The organism is Dokdonella sp. (assembly GCF_017744955.1).
In the GTDB taxonomy this organism is placed as follows: Bacteria; Pseudomonadota; Gammaproteobacteria; order Xanthomonadales; family Rhodanobacteraceae; genus Dokdonella_A.
In genome coordinates, this window is the sequence record NZ_JAGIAG010000005.1 from 74313 (window position 1) to 99956 (window position 25644).

The following is a 25644-nucleotide window of genomic DNA, read 5'->3' on the forward strand; positions in this document are numbered from 1 at the left end:
ACAGCACGCCGAGGCGAGCTGTCGGAGCATGCGGGGAGTGCGTCAGGGGCCCCGTCGGCAACGACGTAGGAGTCGCACCATGAGTCCCGCCAACGACCCGCCGAACGTCGTCGACCTGCAGCAGCGCCAGTCCGGCGCGGCGGCCGGCAACGATCGCCTCGGCGACCTGCTGAAGCTGGTGCGCAGCATTTCGCTCAAGCGCATCAACGCCCTCGTCGGCACCCTGTTCGAGAACGTCGACGACGCGCTGTTCGACCTCGCCGAGCGCGCCGGCAGCAACGCGGTGCAGACCGAATACTTCGACGGCATGCGCGAAGTGCGCAAGAAGCGCCAGCTGGTCGAGCGCCTGTTCCAGGAACACGCCACCAAAGCCTTCGGTGAATTCGCCGAAGGCAAGCTGCGCGCCGCGCGTCCGGAAATCGCGCCGCAGCCGACCAACGCCGGCCTGTCCCTGGTCGACGACCAGGAACTGGAAGAATCGCTGGCCGTGACCAGCATGGTCGCGAAGGCCGAGAACCGCCTCACCCGCGCACTGTTCCAGCTCAACCAGCGCCTGTCGGTGATCATCGGCGGCGGCAAGGTCGAGGACGCCAACAATCCGATCGGCCCGGCCGCGCTCGGGCATGCGTTCCGCCTGGCGGTGCGCGAATTCGAGGTCAACGTCCAGGTCAAGCTGATCGTCTACAAGCTGTTCGACCGCTACGTGATGGCCGGACTCGAACCGGTCTACGACGAGGTCAACGTCGAGCTGATCCGCGCCGGCGTGCTGCCGCAGGTGCGGCACGCGGTGCCGCACGGCACGCGCGCGCCGCTGCCGCCGGGCGCGCCGCCGGTCGGCGCCGAGATCGGCGACGTCGCCGCGACAGCCTACTACGCGCCGACCGCGGCGAGCGAACTGCAGATCGAGATCTACAACACGCTGCGCTCGCTGCTCGCCGGCCGGCGAGGCGACGCGGACTATGCCGCGGGCGCCGGCAATGCCGGCGCCACGGGCGCGGGCATGCCGGGCCTCAGCCCGACCGACCTGCTCAGCGCGCTGACGATCCTGCAGAACCAGTCGCTGGCCGCGCGCGCGCAGGCCGACAGCGTCACCGATGCCGCCCAGGCCGTGCAGCAGCTCAAGCGCGAGCTGATCGACCAGGTGCACAAGATCTCCGACGACTCGAAGGACCGTCGCGTCTCCAGCGCCGACGAGGACACCATCGACCTGGTCGGCATGCTGTTCGAGTACATCCTGCAGGACCGCAACCTGCCGGCGCAGGTGCAGGCCCAGCTCGGCCGCCTGCAGATCCCGTATCTGAAGGTCGCGATCCTCGACAAGCATCTGTTCGCGCAGAAGTCGCATCCCGCGCGGCGCCTGCTCGACGGCCTCGCCGACGCCGGCAAGAGCTGGTCGGAGGAATCCGATCGCGATCATCGTCTGTTCGATCGCATCAAGGCCTCGGTGGAAACCGTGCTCGGCGACTTCGACGACGACGTCGGCGTGTTCGAGCGCGAACTCGCCGCGTTCACCGACTTCGTCGAGCAGCACCACAAGCGCGCCGACCTCGCCGAGCAGCGCGCCGCCGAAGCCACGCGCGGACGCGAGAAGCTGCAGGAAGCGCGCCGCATCTCGGCGCGCGAAATCCTCAAGCGCATCGAGGACCGCGACCTGCCGCCGGTGGTGCACAGCGTGCTGTCGCGGCCGTGGGCGAACTACCTCGTGCTGATCCTGCTGCGCCAGGGCGAGGAATCGGACGAATGGAAGAACGCGCTGCGCTTCGCCGACGAGTTCGTCTGGAGCGCGCAGCCGAAGACGACCGAGAGCGAGCACACGCGCCTGCGCGCGCTCCTGCCGCAGCTGGAGAAGGCACTGCGCCACGGCTTGGCCACGGTCGCCTACCACGACAGCGACGTGCGCCAGCTGATGCAGGAGCTGTCGCAGTTCTACCGCCGCGTGCTGGACGGCCAGACCATCGAGACGCGCAGCGCGAAGGAAGTCATCGCCGGCAATGTCGCTCCGTCCGCGGACGAGACCGCGGCCGCGACCAGCGCCGAAGGCGCGCCGCCCGCCGCGGCGGCGCACAGCCCGGTCGAGGAGATCGTGCTGAGCTCCGGCAGCGCCGAACCGGAAGCGCCCGCCGAGGCGCTGGCCCAGGACGACGAATTCGTACGCACGGTGCGCGAGCTGAAGGTCGGCACCTGGATCGAGTTCGTCGGCGACGGCGAGCAGCGCGAGCGCGCGAAACTTTCCTGGATCAGCCCGATCAGCTCGAAATACCTGTTCGTCAACCGGCGCGGACTGAAAGTGTGCGACAAGACCGTCGCCGCGCTGGCGATCGAACTGCGCCGCGGCAGCGCGATCGTGCTCGAGGAAGTGCCGCTGTTCGATCGCGCGCTCGACGCGATCGTCGCGCGCCTGCGCAACGCGCACGAGACGCCGGCCGCTGCCGCCGCCGGTACGCCGCCGCCGGCCGGCTGAGCTTACGGCAGGGTTTCGCGCCGCGCCGACGCTGCTATGCTCGGCGCCCCCGGAACGCCGAGCGAGTGACGCCTTGAGCACCGATTCGCCGATGCTTTCCCCGCGCGTTCTTCCCGCGCGGGACACGATCGAGGGCGACGTCCGTCGCGCCCTGACCGAAGACGTCGGCAGCGGCGACGTCACCGCCGACCTGCTGCCCGCCCACGCACGAGCGCGCGCCCGTGTGATCACGCGCGAAGCCGCCGTCCTCTGCGGCAGCGCCTGGTTCGACGAGTGCTTCCGCCAGCTCGACGCCTCGACGCGCATCGAGTGGCGCGCCGCCGACGGCGAGCGCGTCGCCGCCGGCAGCGTGCTGTGCCAGATCGAGGGCACCGCGCGCACCCTGGTCACCGGCGAGCGCACGGCGCTGAATTTCCTGCAGACCCTGTCCGGCACCGCGACCACCACCGCGGCCTACGTCGACGCCGCGCGCGGCACGCGCACGACCGTGCTCGACACGCGCAAGACCCTGCCCGGCCTGCGCGCCGCGCAGAAGTACGCGGTGCGCGTCGGCGGCGGCGAGAATCACCGCATCGGCCTGTTCGACGCGGTGCTGATCAAGGAGAACCACATCGCCGCCGCCGGCTCGATCGCGGCGGCGGTGCTGCGCGCACGCGCGCTGCATCCGGGCCTGCTGGTCGAGACCGAGGTGGAGAACTTCGCCGAACTGCGCGAAGCGCTCGCCGCCGGCGCCGATCGCATCATGCTCGACGAATTCGAGCTGCACGAACTCGCACAGGCGGTCGCCGAAGTCGGCGGCCGCGTGCCGCTGGAAGTGTCCGGCTCCGTCGCGCTCGATCGCGTGCGCGCGATCGCCGAGACCGGCGTCGACTACGTCTCGATCGGCGCGTTGACCAAGCACGTGCGCGCGGTCGATCTCTCGATGCGGATCGAGATCGTCGACGCCTGAGCCGCGCTTGCCGGTCGATCGCGCGAGAACACGCGCCGACCGAGGCGGATGTGCGAACGCGCCGACCGCTCAGCCGGACGGCGGCGCCTCGATTCCCGCCGACGCGGCGTCGCGCGCGTCCGGCAGCTCGACGACGAACGAATCGACATGCCCGTCGTGCTGGCCCCAACCGCCGATGCGACGCCCGTCGCCGCTGATGCCGGTCGCCGCGGCCAAGGTCCAGCCCGCGGGAACGGCGACGCCGTGCGCGGCGAGCAGCGCGTCCAGCGACCGCAAGCCCGCCGCTGCCGTCCACGCCACCGCCACGCGGTTCGCGCCGTTGCCGGCGCTGCCGACCAGCGTGCGCCCGTCGTCGCTGCTGACGAACAGGCGCAGCGGCGACGGCAGTGCCTCGCCCGGCTTCAACGCCTGCGCGCCGCCGTCGGTGCTCCACCGGTACGCGACGTCGCCGCCTCTGCCATGCGGAACGTCGATGCCGAGCAGCACGCTGAGATCGCGATTGCCGCCGAGCACCTCGCCCGCCGCGACGCCACCGACGGCGCCCAGCAGTCGCGGCGCGCCGTCGCGCCAGAGCACGCCGCGGCGCGAGCCGGAAGCCGATTCGACCCATCCGTAGATGTGACGTCCGTCGTCGCTGACGCCGCCGGCGCGCGCGGCTTTCGCCTCGGCCGGCAGCGGCAAGGCGCGCATGCCGCCGTCGGCGGTCCACTCGAAGGCGGTCGAGCGCTGCTCCGGATTGCTGGCGACGCCGACCACGCGCGGCTCGTCGGAGATGCCGAAGGCGATGCTGATCAGGCCACCCTGCCAGGCCGTGTCGGGCAGCGCGCCGATGCGCACCAGTTCGCCCTCGGCGGTCCAGTAGCTGGCCACTTCGCGCTGCTCGGCGTCGATCGACGAGCCGGCGACGTAGCGTCCTGACGCCGACACGCCGCGCACCGACATCGCGCCGGGCAGCGGCTGGATGCCTTTCGCTTCGCTCCAACGGAAACCGCCCGTGCTCGCCCCGATCAGGCTGCCCGCTCCGGCGCGCCCGTCGCGCGACAGGGCCAGCAGTTGGCTGCCCGGCATGTCGAGCGCCGTGAAGCCGGCGCTCCAGGCGGGGACGGACGCACAGCACGCCAGCGCGCACGAAAGCATCGCCGCGCGCGGTGCGGCGGCGGCGCACGCATCGCGAACGGAACGCCACGCCGCCGTACCGCGCGACACTTGCCTCGCTGCCTCTCCTCGATGCAGCCTAGCCATCGAAACCATCGGCGAAGATGCGATCGACCGGCACCGCCGGGGTGATGGTCAGGCCGGCGCGCGCCGCGTCCGGGTTGTTGCCGAAGTCGGTCTGCAACGCGCCCACCGCGATCGTGTTCAGATACGCCCCCGCCGCGCCCGCGGTGACCTTGACCGTGATCGCGCAAGTGCCTCCCGAAATCTGCGCGCCACTGCCCAGCGTTACCGAGCCGCTGCCGGCCACGGCCGTCACCGTTCCACCCGGGCAGGTCGTCGACGCATTCGCCGGATTCGCCACCACCAGCGGTGTCGGCAGAACGTCGGTCAGGTCCGCCGTCAGCGTCGCCGCATTCGGATGGCTGTTAGCCAGCGTGATCGTCAGCGTGCTCGTCGCGCCGGCCGCGATCGCGTTCGGCGCGAACGCCTTGGTCACGCCTGGCGGTACCGGCTGGCCGGTGACGATCAGGTCCGCCGATGCCGGATCCGCATTGCTGCCCGAGTCGGCCTGCAAGGCGCCGGCCGGGATGACGTTGGTGTAGGTCCCCGCCGTGTGCGAACGCACCGACACCGTGATCGTGCACGTGCTCTGCGCCGGAATCCGGGCGCCGCTGTTCAGGCTCACGCTGCCCGCTCCGGCGACGGCCGTGACCGTCCCTTGCGCACACGTCGTCGAGGCCGCCGGCGGGTTGGCCAGCACCAGCGGCAACGGCAACGTGTCGGTCAACGGCGCGGTCAAGGTCGACGCCGAGGCACTGCCGTTGCTGAGCGTGATCGTCAGCGTGCTGAGGCCGTCGACCATCACCGTGCCCGGATCGAAGCGCTTGATCACGCCGGGTGCCGACGATGCCTGCTGCACCTCGAATGCGCCGATGTCGGTCGCCGTGCCGAACGCGCGCGCGTACCCGTTGCCGCGCTGGTCGAACGGCAGGCCGAGCAGATTGCTGCCGGCGTCGATCGCAGGGCTGCCAGGCATCAACCCATGGGTGTTGGTCGGACCGCCGTTGTCCGCCAACGGCAGAAGCAAGGGATCCGCCGTGATCGTGTCCGGGGGCGTCACGGCACTGGTCGCCATGATCAAATTTTTCGCACCCGACACGCCGACGTCGGGATGCGCGGCGAAATCGCAGGCCGCTCCGTCGCCAGGTACGTTGTCGGCCAGGATCGAGCTTTCCAGATCGACGGTCGATCCGACACCGTCGTTCCCGCTGCCTACGAAGAGCCCGCAAGCCCCCGTTGTCTGCTTGTTGAAAGCAATCGTGCTGTTGGAAATCGTCGTCGACATGTAGATGAAGGCACCACCGACCGCGTTTCCTCTGAAATAGTCGGAAACGTTTCCGGAAATGGTGCTGTCGATGATTCGCGCGGCGTCGTAGACGTTTTGCGGTTGTGGAGATGCCAGCAGGCCGCCGACGTTGAATGCGACGTGATTGCCCGAGATGGTCGACGAGACGACGTCGACCGTGCCGCCGCGGGCGACGATGCCGCCACCCAGATAGGCATAGTTGGCGGAGACCGTGGAGCCGGTCAGCGTCAGATTGCCTCTGACGAAGATTCCGCCGCCGTTGTAGGCCGTGTTTCCGGAGATGATCGACGCGTTCGCGCTTATCGCTCCGGCGGCATAGATGCCGCCACCGAACTGATAGCTGTTCTTGTTGGCTTCGCAATCGGAAACGATCACGGCGTCGATGCTGATGCTCGCGGCAGAAAACAGACAGCCGCCCGGCGCATTCTGGGAATACCCGTGCGCGATGCCGAGCGCATTGACGGACAAGGTGCCGGCTCCGCCGTGCGCGAGCACGCGCGACGCCGCACCGCTACTGACGGTGAGGTTCGCCGCGCCCGGGCCGTCCAATGTGAGGTCGTCCTGGCTGATCGCGATCTCGCCCTGCGTCAACGTGATCGTGCTGCAGGTCAACTGGCTCAGGTCGACCGTGTCGCCGCTGGCGGCAGCGGCCACCGCACTGCGCAAGGTTCCGGCCGAACCGTCGTCGGCGCAGTTCGTCACCGGCCAGGTCGTCGCCGACGCCGACGGCGAGCGATGCACCGGGGTGTCGTGGCTCGACGCCGCATGGCCGGCCGTCAGCAGGCCCGCAGCCGGCAACGCCAAGGCGAAGGCCAAGCCGGCGGCCAGCGGGCGACGCCGGATCGGTGCGGAAGTGCGCGAAGCAGGAAGCGTCATGGATATCCCCTGGAAACCGATGGATGGATCGGCCGGTCGCGCATCGGCGCCGGCCCAGCGAAGGGTCCGGGCCGGCGGACGCGGCGCCGATTGCGCCGCGTCCGCCGATCCGGTCCCATCAAAACGCCGTACTGTCGAAGCCGTCGGCGAAGATCGTGTCGCTGACGCCGACCGTGAACGTGACCGGCAGGCTCTGGTGGCGGTGCAGCGGATCGTTGCTGTAGAGGCAGAGATTGGCCGAATAGGTGCCGTCCGCCAGGGCCGTGCCGTCGAAGGCGAGGCTGACCGTCGCCGGTGCCGCTCCGGCGGCGATCGTCCCCTGCTGCGGGCTCAGCACGAGCCAAGGCACGTTTGCCGGATCGACACAGACGTTGTCGGCCGGATGGGCGATCGCGAACGCATCCCACACCGCCGTGGCGCCGTCGATGCCGTTGATCGGACTGGCCAGGGTCGCCTGCCCGGTGATCGTATCGATCGTCCAGATTCCCGGAGCAAGGAAGCCGCCGGAGATGTCGACCGAGGAGAAGTAGAGCTGTCCCGTCGCGTAGTCGAAGGCCAGGCCCGACGCGTAGTTCGCGTCGAAGCCGAGCGAGCCGATCGGCTGCGCCGTTCCGCTCGTCTTGTCGATCGCCACCAGCGCATCGAGCAGGATGTCGACGCCGTAGAGATTGCCCTGAGCATCGAACGCGATGTCGATGATGCCCGGCGCATCGCTGGTGCTGCCGATCTGCTGCACGACGGCAGTGTCCGGATCGATCGTCCATAGACCACTGGATCGCCCGTCGGCGGTCGACAAGTAGACGGCGCCGCTGGTCGGATCCTGCTTCAGGCCCATCACCGCATCGGTCGGAACGGCAGCGGTGCCGACTACGTGCATGGCGGCGTACTGGCTCGTCACGTCGAACCAGAACAGCTGGTTGTTGAAGGTGTCGAAGGCGTAGAGCTTGGTGAAATCGTCGTCGAGGAAGGTCGCCCCGGTCACCGAGGAATAGGACGGCAGATAGCCGGCGATGGACTTGTCATCGGTGTGGTTCGGATCGAACTTCCATAGATATGGGCCTTCGTTGAGGTCCACGGCGTAGGCGTACTGGCCATTGCCAGCCGGCGCGGCCGGCGTAGGCGATGCCGGTGCCACGGCGGTGGAGCGCAGCCAGGCAGGCAGGCGACCGAACGACACCTGCTCACGCGCACCGAGCGGCACCACGAAATGCGGAGTCGACGGCATGTTGCTCGGCCGCGCGGCGGTCTGCACCGACCAGTCGAGACGGCCGTTGCCCGGATTGGCCACGGTCACGACGGCGCTGGCGGTCCCCTGGGATGGCGCCGTCGCGGTCACCGCGGTCGGATTCAGATCCAGCGCCGGTAGGCCGGCATTGACCGTCACCTTGCGTGTCGCCGTATGTGCATTAGGATCGGCCGGCGTCCAGACGATGCTGCCGACGTTCAGCAGGTTCCCGTTGTCGGGATACACATTGGCGATCCACTGGTTCTGCAGCCCGGTCCTGTAGTACTGCGCCGTATTGGAGTAGTCCCCCGCATAGCGCATTTCGATGACGTTGCTGCCTTCGTTGAGAATCACCTCCATCGTCACCGGCCCGTCGAACATCGTCTCGACGTCCTTCCACTCGACGATGAACTGGCGGTTCGGCGCCGTACCGAGCGTCTTCCAATAGAGCAGATTGCCGCCACCAGGCGACTCGACCACGTTGATCCAGAACGGAATGATCGAAGGATTGCCCAGGAAATGGTCGTTCGGCAGGTTGCCGAACATGAAATTGCTCGCGCAGGACTGCGTGACGGACTCGAAGATCCCCTGGGTCAGCACGCAGAACTGGCGGATTCGCTGGCCGTACAGGAGGAAGTCGAAGTCGGCCGGAAACGTCAGGACGGCCGATGCTCCGGAGTCGGCTGCGATCAACGTGCCGTCCGTGATGTCGATGAAATGGGATGGCGGCGGCGAGACCGCGTAGGTATATCCCCAAGGACCGACCTGCCCCGTCCAGGTCGAAGACGGAGACTGCGCTTCGCCGACCGTGACGATGCGGTTGTACTGATAGCTCGCGCCGGGTGCCAGCACCGTTGGCTGCTGCGTGATCAGCGGGCCCAGTCGATCGTCGCGCAGGAACTGATAGTTCAGCGTCTCGGACGAATGGTTGGTCACCTTGTAGCAGTAGTTGACCTGATCGCCGACGGCGACGTCGATCGACGTGGTGGTTGCGCAGGCGTCCGGATGGGCCGCATCGGCGGGTGCCACCGTCACGTCCAGACCGAGCAGGCTGGTGCTGCCCTGGCCGCTGTCCACGACGACGCGGTCGAGACCGACGAGGTTGCCGCGGGTGCCGTTCACTCCGCCGTCGTGCACGTAGTAGCGGAACGCGATGCGCCCGCTGCCGGAGGTCGGCACGCCGTCCGCGAAAGCCAGGGTGTACTGGGTCCAGTCTTCCGGATAGACGCTCTGCGCCTCGCCCGGATTGAGGTCGAACAGCACGGTCGTGAAGTCGCCGACGTCCTCGGCGCCCGTACCGAAATTCGTGCATGGGCCGCTGACGCAGGCACGCACCTGCAGGCGATCGGGGAATTGACTGCCGGGTTTCGTGCGCGTGTGGAACGACACGGTGGAGCCGGCGCCGAAATTCACCAGGGGCGAGACGATCCAGTCGCTGATCGTGCCGTGGTCCTGCATTGTGGCCCCGTAGCTGCTCAGCGCGCAGGAATTGTCCGGACCGTCGGCCGCGTTCCATACGCCGTTCTGGCTGGTGGGGAGGCATTGCATCCAGTAACCATTGGCCTTGTCGCTGTTGTTCCGGCGGATCCAGCCGTTGGAGAAGATTCCACCGCCGGCCCCGTCGGCACCGAACCGGTCGACCTGTTCGAAGCCTTCGTTCAGCGCAATGGCCTCGCCGGCCCCGGCCGCCCGATCCGCCTGCGGCCCGCGCACGTCCGGGGCGGTGGTCGATGGACGCCCGAGTCGCTGAGGAGCGGGAGATCCGGCACTCGCGCCGGCGGCGGGCAGCTGTCCCGCCACGAAGAAGATGACTGTTGCCGCGATGCGCTTCACGTCGTGGTTCCCCTTGCCTGTTCCGGTCCGGTGCCGCGTAGCGTCGCGGCGCGTCACGCTGTGGCGTGATGGCCGCAGCATGTGACATCGGCGCGGATGCGGCATTCCCCGGGGTTCAAACGACCGCCTGCGCTGTTCCAACAAAGTTCCACACGACGATTACATCGCGCGCAAGCCTTTGACCGGATTCGACGCGGAGCGGAACGACGGCATCGCACGGCGCCACGCGCGGCGATCGTGGCCGGGCCGCGAGACGGCAGCGTCGAGGCCACCGGATCTCCGTCATGGCCGGAGGGAATGTCGGCACGCGGCCGTCGAAGGGCTTGCGGGTCGGGCGCCGGCGCGAACGTCCGCTACCGCGAGCGTTCGCCCGCCAGGCGGCGGGCGTCGGCCTGCGCCCGCCCGGCCAGCTCGTCGTTGCCGAGCGCCGCGTAGAGCCGCGCGACCGTGCGCGCGGCGTCGTAGTCGCGATCGGCATAGGGCACCAGGCGGCCGAGCACGGCGGTGGCATCCTGCGTCGCCTTGCGCGCGAGCAGGAAATCGGCGAACGCGCACCCGGCCGTGACCCGGTCGCGCGGAGCGCGGTTCTCCGCCAGCGCCATCGCCTTGGCGAAATGCGCCGCCGCGTCGGCGTCGCCGCGCGCGGCGGCGATGCGTGCGGTGGCCAGCTCCTCGATGAAGGCGCGGGCGTCGTCCTGCGGAACCTGGCGCGAGTGCTTCAGGCGCTGCAGGAATCGCTCGGCCCGCGCGCTGTCGTCGCTGCGCAGCGCCGCATCGACGTAGATGCCGGCCGCTTCGGACAAGTACATCTCGGAATTCGGGCTGTCTTGCCGCTCCATCGCGTCGAGCTCGCGGTCCGCATCCGCCAGGGCCTCGGCCGACCGCCCCTGCTCGATCAGCACGCGCGCGCGCAGGACCGCGAACACCGGGTCCTCGCCCGAGCCGTCCGCGCCGGAGAGATGGCGCTGCACCAGGCTCGACGCTTCGCCGAGCTGGCCGCGATCGAGCATGACCTGCGCGCGCGAAAGCGCCATCCGCCGCAGCAGCAGCGGATTGCGCAGATGTTCGGCGAGACCGGCCATGCGTTCGCTGCTGGCCTGGGCGGCGTCGAGGTTGACCAGCATCCGCTGCACGTAGGCCTGGCCCTGCAAGGCGATGGCGAGGTTGTCGTTGACGCCGAAGCGGGCGAACGCGGCGACGGCGCGCTCGTAGGCGGCGGCGGCTTCCGAATAGCGGTTGCGCAGCGTTTCGACGAGGCCGAGGTTGGTGTCGAGGTTGGCGCCGCCGAGCCGGTCGCCGGCGAGTTCGAGCTGCACGCGGGCGCGTCCGAAGTCGGCCATGGCTTCGTCGAAGCGCTGCGAGACGCCGCGCACGACGCCGCGTTCCATGTACGCCTTGCCGAGCAGCATCGGCGCTCCGGCCTCGCCGAGTGCCGTGATCGCTTCGCCGTAGCGACGCTCGGCGGCGGCGAAATCCTGCCGGTAGACCGCGATCCCGCCGAGCCCGAGCGCCGCCTGCGCGCGGACTTCCGCCGGCACGGCGGCGTCCTCGCGATCGAGCGGCTGCAGCGATCGCTCGGCCTGGTCGATCTCGCCGCTGCGGAACGCGATGCGCGCGGCGCGAATGACGAAGGCCGGATCGCGCCTGGATTCGGCCGGCGCCGCCTCGGTGAGCGCGCGCGCCTGCTCCAGATCGCCGGCGAGCAGCGCGGCGTCGATGCGCTGCAAGGTTTCGGTCGGCGAGGACGGCGGCTCGGGCGCTTCGCCCGGCGACAGGCCGATCTTCTCGACGAAGCGGTTCGCCACCTGCGCCATCGCCTGCAACGGCGCGGCCGCCTGCGCCTCGAAGCTCTGCGTGCCGCGATCATGGTAGACGTCGAGGGTCGCGTTCCAACTGTCGCCGGAGTGCGCGATCCGCGGCGCGAGGATGTAGGAGGCGCCGGTCATCTGCTCGAAACGGTGCAGGTCGCTTTCGCCGCGCTGATCGGCGGTGCTGTCGTGGCCGAGCAGCGCGACGGTCTGCTCGCTCGGCAGCACGTGCAGTCCGTTCGCCTTGCGCAGGCGCGAGGCGAGGTAGTCCATCGCGCCGAGCCGGATCCAGCTTTCCTCTCCGGAACCGGCGCCGGAGACGGGCAGGACGAGCACGAGATGTCCCTCCTGCGAGGCCGGGGCGTCGGCCGGTCGCGCCGGCCAGCGATGCACGAGCGCCGCCGCGCCGAGGGCGAGCAGCAGCAGAGCCGCCACGGCGAACTTCACCCGTCTCGATATCCGCGTTCGCGAATGCGGCGGCGCGGCCGGGGATGGCGCTTCGACGGCGATCGGCCCGGGCGGCGCTGCCGCGACCGGCGGCTCGAGGCCGTTCGCCTCGGGCGCCGGCGTCCGCGTCGCCGGCTCGACGATCGGCATCTCGATCTCGACCGGCTCCTCCCAGTGGTAACCGAAGCGCGGCAGCGTGCGAATGCTCGCGTGCTCGCCACCGGCGTCGCCGATCGCGCGGCGCGCGCGCAGCAAGGTCTGGCCGAGCAGCTTGTCGCTGACTTCGACCCGCCCCCAGACGGCGGCGACCAGTTCGTCCCTGCCGACCGCGCGATCGCGGTGCTCGATCAGATAGGTGAGGCAGTCGAAGGATTTCAGCGGCAGCGCGACGCGCTCCCCGTCGCGCCAGAGCTGCCGCGTCGCCGGATCCAAGCGCAGATTGCGGAAGCGAAAGATCGGCCGCTGCATCCCGCCGAGCGTAGCGCGGCGTATGGCAGGTTCGCCACCGGGCGGAGCGCGTTCGCGCCGTCGGCCGGTACGGCCGTGCATTGGCCGCCGCACCGGCGACGGCTTGTCTGCCGCGACGGTTGTCCCCACACTGTCCCGATGCTCGGAACCTGGATACTCCTGCTGGCCGTCGCCCTCGCCATCTGGGCCTGGATGGATGCGCTGCGCGCGCGCGAATTCGCCATCCGCCACGGCCGCGAACTGTGCCGCGAAGCCGGCGTGCAGTTGCTCGACCAGAGCGTCTCGCTGAAGCGCCTGCGCGTGGCGCGCCGCGACGGGCTGCCGAGCCTGATCCGCCGCTACCAGTTCGAGGTCAGCCTCGACGGCAGCGACCGCCATCGCGGCCATCTCGAACTCAACGGCCACCGCCTGGAAACCTGGAGCCTGCCGCTCGGCGAGACGGCGGCCGCTGCGGCGGCGCGGCCGAATCATCTGCGGCTGGTGGAGTGATCTGCGAGCTTCACCACCCGCTTTACCGCGAGCGCTCCGCCTTCAGCCGCTGACGAAACCGGTGGATCGGCAAGTAGAGCAACGAAAGCGTCGAAACGTCGGCGAGGCCGACGACGAGAAACATCCACCCGGGCAACGGCGGCGCATCCGAAAGCCATTGCGCCGCGACGGCGAGCAGCACCCAACCCCCTCCGATCAGCGGGATCGTGGATACATGGCGGGCCTCGCCGCTTCGCCTCAGGCGGCAGCTCTGGACGACGCATCCGAGGTTGGCGACCGCCATGGTCGCAGCGAGAAACAGCAATATCGGCGCAGCCATGTCGCTGCGCACGACCCGGCCTACTTGATGACTCTCAGGTGCGGCCGCTTCGGCGCCTCGTCCGGCTGCGGCGCGGGCGGTGGCGGGTCGGTGGGGGCGTTGTCGGCCGAGAACATCATGCCCTGCCCGTTTTCCTGCGCGTAGATCGCCAGCACCGCGGCCATCGGCACGTAGACCGACTGGCTGACGCCGCCGAAGCGCGCGAGGAAGGCGACGTGGTCGTTGGCGATCTCGAACTGGGTGACCGCGCGCGCGGCGACGTTCAACACGACGCGCCCGTCCTTGGCGGCGCCGGGCGGCACGCGAACGCCTTCGCCGGTGGCGTCGACCAGCAGGTACGGCGTCAGGCCGTTGTCGCTGATCCATTCGTACAACGCGCGCAGCAGGTACGGGCGGTTGGACGTCATGCTGGTCGAGGACATGGCGTTCGATTCGCGGACAGGGGCCGCCGAGTGTCGCGGACTCGGCTCAGGCGCGCAACGCCTTTTCTTCGGCGGTCATGCTGCGGGCGAAGCCCTGGCTGCGGAAGATGCGCTCGCCGTAGTCGACGATCGCCTGCGCTTCGCGCGGCAGCTGCACGCCGAGCGAGTCCAGCCGCCAGATCAACGGCGCGAGCGCGCAGTCGGCGAGGCTGATCTCGGGGCTCAGGAAGAATTTCGAGGCCTTGAAGGCGGACGCGTTGCGGATCAGGTCGTCGCGCAACGCCTTGCGCGCCGCGTCGGCGCTCTTGCCGCCGGCCTCGATCTGCTCGACCAGGGTCAGCCAGTCGTTCTCGACGCGCACCATCGCCAGGCGCAGGCGCGCGCGCGACATCGGGTCGACCGGCATCAGCGGCGGATGCGGGTAGCGCTCGTCCAGGTATTCGCAGATGACGCTGGTGTCGTAGAGCACCAGGTCGCGGTCGACCAGGGTCGGTACCGAGTTGTACGGATTGAGGTCGATCAGGTCTTCGGGCGGGTTGTCGAGGTCGACCACGATGTGGTCGTAGGTGACTCCCTTCGCCGCCAGGGTCATGCGCACGCGGTGGCAATGCACGCTGTCGCGCGCCGAATACAGGGTCAAAATGGTACGCGAGCGCTGGTTCAAGGCCATCCGTCTTCCCCCTCCGTCCCGGTTCGAGCATACCCCCGTCCACGGGAATGTACTACGTGGCCGCGCAGGCGCCTAGGCGGCGAAAGGCCGGAAAGCGATACGGCACGCGGTTTCGGCCGGGGCGGCCCGGGACGGCGGCTGCACGGCGCCGAAGGCGGCGGCGGTACGGCGAGGGACGGAAGCCGGAGGATGTTCACGGCGGCAAGCCCGGGCGGCCGCGCGCGCTTCCGGCGGCTGCGGGCGGGGATGGAGTGAGGGGATCACTCCGGGCTCCCCGTCCGCCTTGCGCACCTTCCCCTGGCGGGGAAGGGAAAGCTCGGGGCGGGCCAGGCCCGCCCCGGGGCTCAGTGCACGTCCTTCCAGAACTCGTGCTTGAGCAGGTAGGCGATGAACGTGAACAGGGCCAGGTACAGGAGCACCCACACGCCCATCGACTCGCGCTGCAGCGCCGCCGGCTCCGCCGCGTACTGCAGGAAGGCGGTGATGTCGCGCACGGTCTGGTCGAACTGTTCCGGCGTCTGCCGGCCCGGCGTGCGCAGGTCGAGCCGCTCGATGCCGGCCTCGTGACCGCCCTCGGCCGCCTTCGGCACCGCGACCTGCAGGCCCTGCAGCTCCCACAGCGGGTTCGGCATCGAGGCGTTGGCGAACAGCGTGTTGTTCCAGCCGAGCGGACGGGTCGGATCGAGGTAGAACGACTTCAGATACGTGTAGATCCAGTCCGAACCCTTCGAGCGGGCTTCCAGGCTCAGGTCAGGCGGCGCCTTGCCGAACCACTTGGTGCCGTCGGCCGGCGGCATGTGGCTGTTGGCGTGCTCGCCGACCTTGACGCCGGTGAAGACGAGGTTCTTCTCGACGTCCTTGGGATCGAGGTGCAGGTCCTCGGCGATACGCGAGTAGCGCAGGTACTGCAGCGAATGGCAGCCCGAGCAGTAGTTGAAGAACAGGCGCGCGCCGCGCTGCATCGAAGCGACGTTGTCGAGGCTGACGTTGGCCGCTTGCAGGCCGGCGCCGCCCGAGGCCTGGGCCGTGCCGAACGTCAACAGGCAGGCGGCCGCGGCGGCGACGAACTTCGCGAACAGGAAGGTTTTCATGGCTGGGGTGGTCCTGGCCTTAGTCATGCATCGTCACCCGGTCAGGCACCGGCTTGGTCTTTTCGAAACCGAAGTGCGTGTATACCCACAGGAACACGAAGAAGCCGAAGTAGACGAAGGTCCAGAAGCGGCCGAACAGGTTCTCGATCATGGTCGAGTCGGCCTCGGCGCCGAACAGCTTCGGAATCATCTCGGCGCTGACGCCGGCGCCGACCGCGCCGAGCATCACGAACGACAGCGCGAAGAAGCCGAGCGCGACCTTGTAGCCGGTGCCGCGGTAACGCACCGACTTGACCTTGCCGCGGTCCAGCCACGGCATCAGGAACAGCAGCACGATCGCGGCGAACATCGCGATCACGCCCCAGATCGCCGTCTCGAAGAACGACGGCACCATGCGCAAGATCGCGTAGAACGGCGTGAAGTACCACACCGGCTTGATGTGCTCGGGCGTGGCGAGGTTGTTGGCCGGCACGAAGTTGTCGTGCTCCAGGAACCAGCCGCCGAAGGTCGGCGCATAGAACACGATGAACGCGGCGATCAGCAGGAAGAAGCCGGTGCCAAAGATGTCCTTCACCGTGTAGTACGGATGGAACGCGATGCCGTCGAGCGGCGTGCCGTCGGGCTTCTTCTTCTCCTTGATCTCGACGCCGTCCGGGTTGTTCGAGCCGACTTCGTGCAGCGCCGCGAGGTGCAGCACGACCAGCAGCAGCAGCACCAGCGGCAGCGCGATCACGTGCAGGGCGAAGAAGCGGTTCAGCGTCGCGTCGGCCGGCAGGTAGTCGCCCATGATCCACTCGACCAGCGACGGACCGATCCACGGGATCGTGCCGAACAGCGAGATGATCACCTTCGCGCCCCAGAACGACATGTTGCCCCACGGCAGCACGTAGCCGAGGAACGCCTCGGCCATCAGCGCGAGGAAGATCAGCATACCGAGGATCCAGACCAGCTCGCGCGGCTTCTTGTAGGAGCCGTACATCAGGCCGCGGAACATGTGCAGGTAGACCACCACGAAGAACAGCGAGGCGCCGGTCGAGTGCATGTAGCGGATCAGCCAGCCCCAGCTGACGTCGCGCATGATGTACTCGACCGAGGCGAACGCCGCCGACACGCCGGGCGCGACTTCGGCCGCGCTCGGCTTGTAGTTCATGGTCAGGAAGATGCCGGTCAGGATCTGGTTGACCAGCACCAGCAGCGCCAGCGAGCCGAAGTAGTACCAGAGGTTGAAGTTCTTCGGCGCGTAGTAGCCGGCGGTGTGCGAATTGAGGAACGAGAAGATCGGCAGGCGATCCTCGATCCAGTTCACCACGCCGTTCTTGGACTGGATCCGCGTCATCGTGGTGCCCATTACGCGGCCTCCTTGCCCGGATCGACGCCGATCAGGATGTGGGTGTCGTCGACGAAGTGGTACGGCGGCACGGCCAGGTTGGCCGGCGCCGGCACGCCGTCGAACACGCGTCCGGCCATGTCGTAGCGCGACTTGTGGCAGGGGCAGTAGAAGCCGCCCTTCCAGTTCGGGTCGAACGGTTCGGGCTTGAGGTCCGGGAAGAAGTCCGGCACGCAGCCGAGATGGGTGCACAGGCCCGTCACCACCAGCCATTCCGGCTTGATCGAGCGATGCTCGTTCTGCGCGTACTTCGGCTGCTGGGCGGCGTTCTCCGACTTCGGATCACGCAGCTTCGTGTCCTCGCCGGGCAGCGCGTCGAGCTGCGCCTTGGTCCGGTTGACGACGAACACCGGCAGACCGCGCCAGGCGAAGGTGACCTTCTGCCCCGGCTCGATCTTGCTGATGTCGGCCACTACCGGTGCGCCGGCGGTCTTCGCCGCCACGCTCGGCTCCCACGACTTGACGAAGGGAATCGCTGCGAGCACGACACCTGCACCACCGACGACCGAAGTCGTCGCAGTCAGGAATCGGCGGCGCCCCTGGTCCACCACAGCATCGTTTGCCATCAGTACCTCGGTACTTGTGCGGCCATCCCTGACCGCGACGAAGAGCGACCGTCCTGGCCGCACTTTTCAAGTGAAGATCAAAAGCTCTCAAGCTCTCAAGACGAGCCGTCCTGAACGTGCTGCTACCGACCTTCGCGAGGCGAGTCGCGTCGCTGGGGCGAGCCGGAAAATCGTGTTAGTTTAACGAACGCTCCAACACCGCACAATCGAAGCCGCGCGCCGAGTCGGCCAGCGCGCGCGACCGCGGAGCGGCCTCCGGCGACGTACTCCATCCCCATCGCGACAGCCCGACCGATCCCATGCGCAGCCGCAACCTCCACGATACCCTCGCCTTCGTCGCGCGCTGCGTGGTGGTCGGGCTGGCGGCGGCGTTCGTGGTGAATCTCGCCGCGCCGGGACTGGTCGGCCGCCTGCGCGGCAGCGTGCAGGGCGAGCGCACGCGCGACGCGGCCGATGCGACATCTCGCCACGCCCCGTTCTCCTATGCCGACGCGGTCGCGCGCGCCTCGCCGGCGGTGGTCAACATCTATGCGAACCGCACCACCCTGCAGCGCCGCATCGTCCAGGTCGACCCGCTGACCCAGCGCCTGCTCGGCCTGCGCGGCATCGCCGGTCCCTGGGAGAAGCGCCTCGACCGCAGCCTCGGCTCCGGCGTGATCTTCAGCTCCGACGGTTACGTACTGACGAACAACCACGTCATCAACGGCGCCGACGACATCCAGGTGCTGCTCGACGACGGCCGCGTCTCCAAGGCGCAGATCATCGGCAGCGACGTCGAGACCGACCTCGCCGTGCTGAAGATCGACGCCGGCAGCCTGCCCGAGATCGCCGTGCCGGACGACAAGACCGCCGACGTCGGCGACGTGGTGCTGGCGATCGGCAATCCGGTCGGCCTCGGCAAGACCGTCACCATGGGCATCGTCAGCGCGACCGGCCGCCAGCTCAAGATGTCGGCCTACGAGGACTTCATCCAGACCGACGCCGCGATCAACGCCGGCAACTCCGGCGGCGCCCTGGTCAACGCGGACGGCGAGCTGATCGGCATCAACACCGCGGTCTACCCGCGCACGCCGACCTCCGACGGCAGCGGTGCCTACCGGCAGGTCGCCGAGGGCATCGGCTTCGCCATCCCGGTGACGACGGCGAAGACCGTGCTCGACCAGATCGTCAAGCACGGCCACGTGATCCGCGGCTGGATCGGCACCGACTACATCGACGTGCCGCCGCCGAACGGGGCGACCTCGCGGCCGCAGGGCGTGCTGGTCACGCGCGTGATCCCGGAGAGCCCGGCCGCGCAGGCCGGCCTGCAGCCCTACGACCTGCTGCTCAAGCTCGACGGCGCCCCGATCGTCGACCAGATCGACCTGCGCAACCGCGAGGCGATGCTCGCGCCGGGCACCAAGGTGCGCCTGGAAGGCCTGCGCAACAACGCGCCGTTCGCCATCGACGTGACGCTGGCGCAGCGGCCGGCGCCGAGTACGACAGGGGCGTGAAAGGCGGTGATTCGTGATTGGTGATTGGAAAGAGCGCTTTGCGAAGCGCGCGCGGATTGCCGGCAAACGTGTCGCAGGAATCTGCTCTTACGAATCACCAATCACGAATCACCAATCACGTCTCCCCTACAACGCTTTCTGATATCGGTCGCGCAGGGTCGACACGCGCTGCACGTAGACCTGGGTCTCGTCGTAGGGCGGGATGCCGCGATATCTCTGCACCGCGCCGGGGCCGGCGTTGTATGCGGCGGTGGCGAGCTGGGCGTCGCCGTTGAAGGTCTGCAGCAGCTGCGAAAGATAACGTGCGCCGCCGCGGATGTTCTGGGCGACGTCGAACGCGTCGGTCACGCCGAGGTCGTTGGCGGTGCCGGGCATCAGCTGCATCAGGCCTTGCGCGCCCTTGTTCGACAGCGCCATCGGATTGAACGCGGATTCGGCGTGGATCACCGCGCGCAGCAGCGAGGCGTCGATGCCGAAGTCGGAGGCCGCCGCGGCGATCTCGTTCCGGTACGCGTCGAGATTCAGCGCCGTGCGCGCGAAATCGATCTTCGAGTGCAGGTCGCAGGCGACGCAGGTCGCGATGTAGGTGAACAGCACGGCGAACGCGCCGCCCTGCGGACGGATGTTGGTGTATTCGACGATGCCGTCCTTGCGCTGCACGCGGTAGACCGAGCCGCGCACGATCCTGGTCTTCACCGCCGGCTCGGCCGCGACGAACGTCGCCGCCGCGGGCGCGGCCGGCTTCGAGCGCGGCCGGTACGGCGCCGCGATGAACAGCGGCGGCCCCAGCGTCGGCGCCGTGCTGGCCACGTCGGCGAGCACGATGGAGAAATCTTCCTGCGCGACGAGGCGCGCGGTGCTGGCGACGCCGCTGCTGATCTTCGCGAACGAGGCGCGGGCCGCCTCGGGCGGATCGACCGTCGCGCCGGCGGCGACCGTGGAGAAATCCGGCTTCGTCACCGGATTCTCCTCGTAGACCCAGCGCTGCGTCGTCGTGGTGCGCGGTTTCGGCGCCGCCGTCTTCGCCGGCGCCGGCGCGGCCGAGGCGGCCTTCTTCGGCGCGGTGTCGGCGTAGCGCGACAGCACCTTGCACTTCGGGAAGCCGTCCGGCTTGTTCGTGTAGGCGATCACGCCGCCCTTCGCCTCGCAGCGGTAGAGCACGCCGGCTCCGGCGGGCAGCGCGTACGCGCTCAAGGCGAGGCAGACGATGGAGGCGGCGAAACGCGACATGAGCGCTATGGAACGATCCCGGAGCACGAAGTTTCCATCGACCGCATCGCGAAACCATGACGCGGCCGCCCAAGCGGCGCTTGGCGAGGCGCGGTTTTACCACGTAAACTATTGGACTTTCTACGATTTCGATCGCAATGGCCGGCAAGCTCTACATCAAGACCCACGGTTGCCAGATGAACGAGTACGACTCGGCCAAGATGGCCGACGTGCTCGGCGCCGCGCACGGCCTCGAGCTGACGACCAACGAGGCCGAGGCCGACGTGATCCTGATCAACACCTGCTCGATCCGCGAGAAGGCGCAGGAGAAGGTGTTCAGCCAGCTCGGCCGCTGGCGCGAGCTGAAGCAGGCCAACAGCGCCGTCGTGATCGGCGTCGGCGGCTGCGTCGCCAGCCAGGAGGGCGACGCGATCGTCAAGCGCGCGCCGTTCGTCGACCTCGTGTTCGGCCCGCAGACCCTGCACCGCCTGCCGCAGATGATCGAAGCGCGCCGCGCCAGCGGCAAGCCGCAGGTCGACATCTCCTTCCCCGAGATCGAGAAGTTCGACCGGCTGCCCGAGCCGCGCGCCGAAGGCCCGAGTGCGTTCGTCTCGATCATGGAAGGCTGCTCGAAGTACTGCTCGTTCTGCGTCGTGCCGTACACGCGCGGCGAGGAGATCAGCCGGCCGTTCGACGACGTCGTCGCCGAGATCGCGATGCTCGCCGAGCAAGGCGTGCGCGAGGTCAACCTGCTCGGCCAGAACGTCAACGCCTACCGCGGACCGATGCACGACGGCTCGGTCGCCGACCTGGGCCTGTTGATCCACGCCATCGCCGAGATCGACGGCATCGGCCGCATCCGCTTCACCACCTCGCACCCGCTGGAGTTCTCCGATTCGCTGGTCGAGGCCTACGCGAACGTGCCGCAGCTGGCCGACTTCCTGCATCTGCCGGTGCAGTCCGGCTCGGACCGCATCCTCGCCGCGATGAAGCGCGGCTACACCGCGCTCGAGTTCAAGCAGAAGATCCGCAAGCTGCGCGCGGTGCGTCCGGACATCTGCATCTCGTCGGACTTCATCGTCGGCTTTCCCGGCGAGACCGACGCGGACTTCGACAAGACGATGAAGCTGATCGACGACGTCGGTTTCGACCAGAGCTTCTCCTTCATCTATTCCAAGCGCCCCGGCACGCCGGCGGCCAACCTCGCCGACGACACGCCCGATGCGGTCAAGCACGCGCGCCTGGAACGCCTGCAGGCCGCCGTCAACGCGAACGCGAAGAAGATCAGCGAGGCGATGGTCGGTTCCGTGCAGCGCGTGCTGGTCGAAGGCCCGAGCCGCAAGAACCCGAACGAGCTGACCGGCAAGACCGAGAACATGCGCTCGGTGAACTTCCCCGCTCCGCCGCGGCTGGTCGGACAGTTCGTCGACGTCGTCATCACCGAGGCGCTGACCAACTCGCTGCGCGGACGCGTGCAGCTCGACGAAGCGCACGCCGCGTGAGCGGCGGGCTGCTCATCCGCGAAATCGCCGCGAACGAGTTCTCCCGCGCCTGGCCGATCTTCCGCGCGGTGATTGCGGGCGGCGACACCTACAGCTATCCGCCCGACCTGGACGAGGACGCGGCGCGCACGATGTGGACCTCGCCGCCGAGCCGCTGCTTCTTCGCCGAGCGCGACGGCGAGGTGCTCGGCCTGTACCTGCTGCGTCCGAACCAGCCCGGCCTCGGCGACCACGTTGCCAACTGCGGCTACATGGTGTCGCCGGACGCGCGCGGCCAGGGCGTCGCCTCGGCGATGTGCGAGCACTCGCTCGCCGAGGCGCGCCGCGCCGGCTTCACCGCCATGCAGTACAACTTCGTCGTCAGCAGCAACGAGGGCGCGGTGCGACTGTGGCAGCGCCACGGCTTCGCGATCGTCGGTCGCGTGCCGGGTGCGTTCCGCCACGCGACACGCGGGCCGACGGACGTGTTCGTGATGCATCGTTTCCTGTAGCCGCCACGGCGCCGCGGCCGCGCCTTCCGCACGAGCGCCCGCGGTAGCTGAAACCGCACGCGCGCGCTACCCTCGCGCGCCTATGACGACGACCCTGCACCACGACTTCACGCTCGAACCGGCCGACGGCGAGCGCCTCGCCAATCTAGCCGGCCCGTTCGACGAGCACCTGCGCCAGATCGAGCTGCGCCTCGGCGTCGAGATCGCCAATCGCGGCAACGTGTTCCGCCTCAGCGGCAGCGAGCAGGCGATACGACTCGGCGAGCGCGCGCTGCGCGAGCTGTATGCGGCGACCGAGCACGAGACCCTGACCGGGCCGCAGGTGAACCTGCACCTGTCCGAATCCGGCATCCTCGCCGCCGAGGCGCGCGCGACGGAAGGGGCGCACGACGTCGCGATCAAGACCAAGCGCGGCACCGTGCGCGGACGCGGCGCGAACCAGGCGCGCTATCTGCAGGCGATCGCCACGCACGACATCAACTTCGGCGTCGGCCCGGCCGGCACTGGCAAGACCTATCTCGCCGTCGCGATGGCGGTCGACGCGCTGAACGACAACCGCGTGCAGCGCCTGATCCTGGTGCGCCCGGCGGTCGAGGCCGGCGAGAAGCTCGGCTTCCTGCCCGGCGACCTGACGCAGAAGGTCGATCCGTACCTGCGCCCGCTGTACGACGCGCTGTACGAGATGCTCGGCATCGAGCGCGTCATGAAGCTGATCGAGCGCAACGTGATCGAGATCGCGCCGCTCGCCTACATGCGCGGGCGCACCTTGAACGATTCCTTCGTGATCCTCGACGAGGCGCAGAACACCACCGTGGAGCAGATGAAGATGTTCCTGACCCGCATCGGCTTCGGCTCGGTCGCGGTCGTGACCGGCGACATCAGCCAGACCGACCTGCCCAAGCACGTGAAATCCGGACTGCGCGACGCGATCGACGTGCTGCGCGACGTCGACGGCGTCAGCTTCACCTTCTTCACCGCCAAGGACGTCGTGCGCCATCCTCTGGTGCAGCGGATCGTGCACGCGTACGAGGCGCGCGAACAGGAGCAGGCGCGATGATCCTGCGCACCGTCACCGCCCTGCTGCTCGCGTGCACGGCTGCCGGCGCCGCCGCGCAGAGCCTGAACGGCCCCGAGAGCATCGAATTCCATCCGCGCAGCGGCCGCTACTTCATCAGCAACACCGCCGGCGGCATCCAGCAGCGCGCGCCGGACGGCACGCTGAGCCTGTTCACCGACGCGCCGACTTCGCCGTACGGCATCGAGCTGCTCGGCGGCGTGTTGTACGTGCTCGATTCGGGGCACCTCAAAGGCTACGACGTCGACAGCGTCGAACCGGTGCTCGATCTCGCCATCGCCGGCGCGTCCTTCCTCAACGGCATCACCTCCGACGGCGCGCACACGATCTACCTCAGCGACTTCGGCGCCAGGAAGATCCATCGCGTCGACGTCGCCGACCTCGCGGCGCCGACGCAGAGCGTGCTGACGCCGACCGCGCAGACGCCGAACGGCCTGGCCTACGACCGCGCCGGCAACCGCCTGCTGGTCGCCACGTGGACCAGCAATGCGAAGATTCTCGAAATCCCGCTCGATGGGACGCCGACGCCGGCGACGCTGATCCAGACGCAGCTTGGCAACATCGACGGCATCACGCTGGACTGCCATGGAGCGATCGTCGTCGCGCCGTGGTCCTGCGGCAGCGGCGGCTGCCTGCGTCGCTTCGATCCGCCGTTCGCGCTCGATTCGCCGGCGCAGGTGCTCGCCGACGGCCTGTCGAATCCGGCCGACATCGACTACAACCGGCTCAGCGGCGAGATCGCCGTGCCCGAGTCCGGCGCGAACCAGGTCAGCTTCCACCCGACCGGCTGCGAGGCAGCCGTGTTCGCCGACGACTTCGAGCGCTGAGCGCCGGCATGAGCGCACGTGCGAAGCCCGGATCTGCCGCGAAGCCGACGCGCCGGTCGGCCTTGCCGCTCAAGCTCTCCATCTGGGTCAGGAACGAGGCCGGCCGCAAGGGCGTGCCGCTGCTGCCGAGCTTCGAGCGCTGGATCGCCGCGATTCCCGACCTGCGCCATCCGCACCATTGGACCGAGCTGAACATCCTGATCGTCGGCAGCGCGGCCGGCCGCCGCTACAACCGCGAGTTCCGCGGCCGCGACTACGCCACCAACGTGCTGAGCTTCCCCTACGAAGCCGCGCCCGGAGAACATTCCGGCCTGCTCGGCGACCTCGTCGTCTGCGCGCCGGTGGTCGCGCGCGAGGCGCGCGAGCAGCATAAGACACCGCGCGACCACTATGCGCACCTGACCGTCCACGGCGTGCTGCACCTGCTCGGCTACGACCACGAGACCGACGCGGACGCCGAGCGCATGGAGGCGCTGGAACGCGCGGTGCTCGGCTCGCTCGGCATCGCCGATCCGTACGCGCCCAGGAACGAGAAATGAGGAGTGAGAAACGGGGGCGGAATTTCTCCCGTTCCTCGATTCTGATCCCTCGTTCCTCCTTTGCTACACTGCCGGCCCGCCCGCGAGGGCTTGTTGCCGGTAGAGATGAGCGAGGACCCTCCCAGTAGTCCCCCGCCACGATCGTGGTTCGAGCGCATCACCCAGGCGCTCTCGGGGGAACCGCAGAGCCGCGAGGAATTGATCGAGGAACTGCGCCACGCACAGGCGAACGGCCTGCTGTCGAACGACACCTTGTCGATGGTCGAGGGGGCGATCGAGGTCGCCGACCTGACCGTTTCCGACGTCATGATCCCGCGCGCGCAGATGGTCTCGCTGCCGATCGACGCGTCGCTGCCGCAGGTGCTCGAAATCGTCATCGAGTCGGGCCATTCGCGCTTTCCGGTGCACGCCGGCGACAAGGACGAGATCCACGGCATCCTGCTCGCCAAGGACCTGTTGCGCTGCCTGCGCGACGGCGCCTCGCAGGACATCCGTAGCGTGCTGCGGCCGGTGACGATGATTCCCGAGTCCAAGCGGCTGAACATCCTGCTGAAGGAATTCCGCCTGTCGCGCAACCACATGGCGATCGTGGTCGACGAGTACGGCGGCGTCGCCGGCCTGGTCACGATCGAGGACGTGCTCGAGCAGATCGTCGGCGACATCGACGACGAGCACGACGACGACGACGACCAGCAGACGCTGATCCAGTCCGGCGGCAACGGCGAGTTCCTGGTCAACGCGCTGACGCCGATCGCGGAATTCAACGAACGCTTCGGCTCCGACTTCAGCGACGAGGAATTCGACACTGTCGGCGGCATGGTCACCTCCGAGATCGGCTACCTGCCGGAAGTCGGCGAGGAAGCCGTGTTCGGCGGTTTCCATTTCCAGGTCACGAAGGCCGACGCGCGCCGCGTGCTGCAGTTCTCGGTGCGGGTGCATGAGGCCTGAGAGCGGCGATTCGGAATGGGTGATG

General features: G+C 68.7%; 21 protein-coding genes. 10 read left to right on the forward strand and 11 right to left on the reverse strand.

What is annotated here, in order from left to right; all coding sequences use genetic code 11:
• The first annotated feature begins 79 nt into the window (after positions 1 to 79).
• Both J7520_RS12375 and nadC read left to right on the forward strand, forming a co-directional pair.
• The gene (locus J7520_RS12375; protein WP_291188675.1) at positions 80 to 2461 is read left to right on the forward strand and encodes a DUF1631 domain-containing protein; all 2382 of its coding nucleotides are present in this window, start codon (positions 80 to 82) and stop codon (positions 2459 to 2461) included.
• 91 nt (positions 2462 to 2552) lie between these two features.
• Positions 2553 to 3410, forward strand: coding sequence for a carboxylating nicotinate-nucleotide diphosphorylase (gene nadC, locus J7520_RS12380; RefSeq protein ID WP_291188677.1), 858 nt, complete (start codon positions 2553 to 2555; stop codon positions 3408 to 3410).
• Positions 3411 to 3479: 69 nt separating this feature from the next.
• On the opposite strand, the gene J7520_RS12385 is transcribed toward nadC, so the two are convergent.
• The 4 genes from J7520_RS12385 to J7520_RS12400 form a co-directional block, all read right to left on the reverse strand.
• The gene (locus J7520_RS12385) at positions 3480 to 4478 is read right to left on the reverse strand and encodes a hypothetical protein (RefSeq protein ID WP_291188679.1); all 999 of its coding nucleotides are present in this window, start codon (positions 4476 to 4478) and stop codon (positions 3480 to 3482) included.
• 166 nt (positions 4479 to 4644) lie between these two features.
• Entirely contained in the window at positions 4645 to 6810 is a 2166-nt protein-coding gene (locus tag J7520_RS12390; protein ID WP_291188681.1) for a choice-of-anchor Q domain-containing protein, read from the reverse strand.
• Positions 6811 to 6928: 118 nt separating this feature from the next.
• Positions 6929 to 9868 carry a choice-of-anchor J domain-containing protein gene (locus tag J7520_RS12395; RefSeq protein ID WP_291188683.1) on the reverse strand — a complete coding sequence of 980 codons (2940 nt, stop codon included), beginning with the start codon at positions 9866 to 9868 and terminating at the stop codon, positions 6929 to 6931.
• Positions 9869 to 10221: 353 nt separating this feature from the next.
• Entirely contained in the window at positions 10222 to 12555 is a 2334-nt protein-coding gene (locus tag J7520_RS12400) for a winged helix-turn-helix domain-containing protein (protein ID WP_291188685.1), read from the reverse strand.
• A gap of 174 nt (positions 12556 to 12729) precedes the next feature.
• Between J7520_RS12400 and J7520_RS12405 the strand changes: the two genes are divergently transcribed.
• Complete coding sequence (locus J7520_RS12405) at positions 12730 to 13080, forward strand: DUF3301 domain-containing protein (RefSeq protein WP_291188687.1); 351 nt, start codon at positions 12730 to 12732, stop codon at positions 13078 to 13080.
• Positions 13081 to 13102: 22 nt separating this feature from the next.
• Here J7520_RS12405 and J7520_RS12410 read toward each other — a convergent pair whose 3' ends face one another.
• The 6 genes from J7520_RS12410 to petA form a co-directional block, all read right to left on the reverse strand.
• Positions 13103 to 13411: a hypothetical protein gene (locus J7520_RS12410; protein WP_291188689.1), complete on the reverse strand. Its 309-nt coding sequence runs from the start codon at positions 13409 to 13411 to the stop codon at positions 13103 to 13105.
• A gap of 8 nt (positions 13412 to 13419) precedes the next feature.
• A complete protein-coding gene (locus tag J7520_RS12415; protein ID WP_291188691.1) occupies positions 13420 to 13821 on the reverse strand; it encodes a ClpXP protease specificity-enhancing factor in 402 nt (133 codons plus the stop codon).
• 46 nt (positions 13822 to 13867) lie between these two features.
• Positions 13868 to 14491, reverse strand: a complete 624-nt coding sequence (locus tag J7520_RS12420; RefSeq protein ID WP_291188693.1) for a glutathione S-transferase N-terminal domain-containing protein — start codon at positions 14489 to 14491, stop codon at positions 13868 to 13870.
• A gap of 344 nt (positions 14492 to 14835) precedes the next feature.
• Positions 14836 to 15582 carry a cytochrome c1 gene (locus J7520_RS12425; RefSeq protein ID WP_291188695.1) on the reverse strand — a complete coding sequence of 249 codons (747 nt, stop codon included), beginning with the start codon at positions 15580 to 15582 and terminating at the stop codon, positions 14836 to 14838.
• Positions 15583 to 15601: 19 nt separating this feature from the next.
• On the reverse strand, positions 15602 to 16930 hold the full coding sequence (locus J7520_RS12430) for a cytochrome bc complex cytochrome b subunit (RefSeq protein WP_291188697.1): 1329 nt from the start codon (positions 16928 to 16930) through the stop codon (positions 15602 to 15604).
• Complete coding sequence (petA, locus tag J7520_RS12435) at positions 16930 to 17535, reverse strand: ubiquinol-cytochrome c reductase iron-sulfur subunit (protein WP_291188698.1); 606 nt, start codon at positions 17533 to 17535, stop codon at positions 16930 to 16932. The genes J7520_RS12430 and petA overlap by 1 nt, the downstream gene beginning before the upstream one ends.
• Before the next feature lie 299 nt (positions 17536 to 17834).
• Between petA and J7520_RS12440 the strand changes: the two genes are divergently transcribed.
• On the forward strand, positions 17835 to 19028 hold the full coding sequence (locus J7520_RS12440) for a trypsin-like peptidase domain-containing protein (protein WP_291188700.1): 1194 nt from the start codon (positions 17835 to 17837) through the stop codon (positions 19026 to 19028).
• Positions 19029 to 19154: 126 nt separating this feature from the next.
• On the opposite strand, the gene J7520_RS12445 is transcribed toward J7520_RS12440, so the two are convergent.
• The gene (locus J7520_RS12445; protein ID WP_291188702.1) at positions 19155 to 20258 is read right to left on the reverse strand and encodes a lytic transglycosylase domain-containing protein; all 1104 of its coding nucleotides are present in this window, start codon (positions 20256 to 20258) and stop codon (positions 19155 to 19157) included.
• 137 nt (positions 20259 to 20395) lie between these two features.
• Here J7520_RS12445 and miaB point away from each other — a divergent pair, with 137 nt between their 5' ends.
• The 6 genes from miaB to J7520_RS12475 all read left to right on the forward strand — a co-directional run bounded on the left by miaB (position 20396) and on the right by J7520_RS12475 (position 25619).
• Complete coding sequence (miaB, locus tag J7520_RS12450) at positions 20396 to 21739, forward strand: tRNA (N6-isopentenyl adenosine(37)-C2)-methylthiotransferase MiaB (RefSeq protein WP_291188704.1); 1344 nt, start codon at positions 20396 to 20398, stop codon at positions 21737 to 21739.
• Positions 21736 to 22230 (forward strand): GNAT family N-acetyltransferase, encoded by a 495-nt coding sequence (locus tag J7520_RS12455; RefSeq protein ID WP_291188706.1) that lies wholly within the window; start codon positions 21736 to 21738, stop codon positions 22228 to 22230. Before miaB ends, J7520_RS12455 begins: the two co-directional genes overlap by 4 nt.
• An 82-nt stretch (positions 22231 to 22312) precedes the next feature.
• A complete protein-coding gene (locus J7520_RS12460) occupies positions 22313 to 23287 on the forward strand; it encodes a PhoH family protein (RefSeq protein WP_291188708.1) in 975 nt (324 codons plus the stop codon).
• Positions 23284 to 24132: an SMP-30/gluconolactonase/LRE family protein gene (locus J7520_RS12465; RefSeq protein ID WP_291188710.1), complete on the forward strand. Its 849-nt coding sequence runs from the start codon at positions 23284 to 23286 to the stop codon at positions 24130 to 24132. The genes J7520_RS12460 and J7520_RS12465 overlap by 4 nt, the downstream gene beginning before the upstream one ends.
• Before the next feature lie 8 nt (positions 24133 to 24140).
• Positions 24141 to 24671, forward strand: a complete 531-nt coding sequence (gene ybeY / locus J7520_RS12470) for an rRNA maturation RNase YbeY (RefSeq protein ID WP_291188712.1) — start codon at positions 24141 to 24143, stop codon at positions 24669 to 24671.
• Between the two features lie 105 nt (positions 24672 to 24776).
• Positions 24777 to 25619 carry a transporter associated domain-containing protein gene (locus J7520_RS12475; protein ID WP_291188714.1) on the forward strand — a complete coding sequence of 281 codons (843 nt, stop codon included), beginning with the start codon at positions 24777 to 24779 and terminating at the stop codon, positions 25617 to 25619.
• Positions 25620 to 25644: the final 25 nt, after the last annotated feature.

Coding starts and splice junctions, on each gene's coding strand:
- J7520_RS12375 (WP_291188675.1), top strand. CDS start 80: ATGAGTCCCGCCAACGACCCGCCGAACGTCGTCGACCTGCAGCAGCGC.
- nadC (WP_291188677.1), top strand. CDS start 2,553: ATGCTTTCCCCGCGCGTTCTTCCCGCGCGGGACACGATCGAGGGCGAC.
- J7520_RS12385 (WP_291188679.1), bottom strand. CDS start 4,478: ATGCCGGGCAGCCAACTGCTGGCCCTGTCGCGCGACGGGCGCGCCGGA.
- J7520_RS12390 (WP_291188681.1), bottom strand. CDS start 6,810: ATGACGCTTCCTGCTTCGCGCACTTCCGCACCGATCCGGCGTCGCCCG.
- J7520_RS12405 (WP_291188687.1), top strand. CDS start 12,730: ATGCTCGGAACCTGGATACTCCTGCTGGCCGTCGCCCTCGCCATCTGG.
- J7520_RS12415 (WP_291188691.1), bottom strand. CDS start 13,821: ATGTCCTCGACCAGCATGACGTCCAACCGCCCGTACCTGCTGCGCGCG.
- J7520_RS12420 (WP_291188693.1), bottom strand. CDS start 14,491: ATGGCCTTGAACCAGCGCTCGCGTACCATTTTGACCCTGTATTCGGCG.
- J7520_RS12425 (WP_291188695.1), bottom strand. CDS start 15,582: ATGAAAACCTTCCTGTTCGCGAAGTTCGTCGCCGCCGCGGCCGCCTGC.
- J7520_RS12430 (WP_291188697.1), bottom strand. CDS start 16,930: ATGGGCACCACGATGACGCGGATCCAGTCCAAGAACGGCGTGGTGAAC.
- petA (WP_291188698.1), bottom strand. CDS start 17,535: ATGGCAAACGATGCTGTGGTGGACCAGGGGCGCCGCCGATTCCTGACT.
- J7520_RS12440 (WP_291188700.1), top strand. CDS start 17,835: ATGCGCAGCCGCAACCTCCACGATACCCTCGCCTTCGTCGCGCGCTGC.
- J7520_RS12445 (WP_291188702.1), bottom strand. CDS start 20,258: ATGTCGCGTTTCGCCGCCTCCATCGTCTGCCTCGCCTTGAGCGCGTAC.
- miaB (WP_291188704.1), top strand. CDS start 20,396: ATGGCCGGCAAGCTCTACATCAAGACCCACGGTTGCCAGATGAACGAG.
- J7520_RS12460 (WP_291188708.1), top strand. CDS start 22,313: ATGACGACGACCCTGCACCACGACTTCACGCTCGAACCGGCCGACGGC.
- J7520_RS12465 (WP_291188710.1), top strand. CDS start 23,284: ATGATCCTGCGCACCGTCACCGCCCTGCTGCTCGCGTGCACGGCTGCC.
- ybeY (WP_291188712.1), top strand. CDS start 24,141: ATGAGCGCACGTGCGAAGCCCGGATCTGCCGCGAAGCCGACGCGCCGG.
- J7520_RS12475 (WP_291188714.1), top strand. CDS start 24,777: ATGAGCGAGGACCCTCCCAGTAGTCCCCCGCCACGATCGTGGTTCGAG.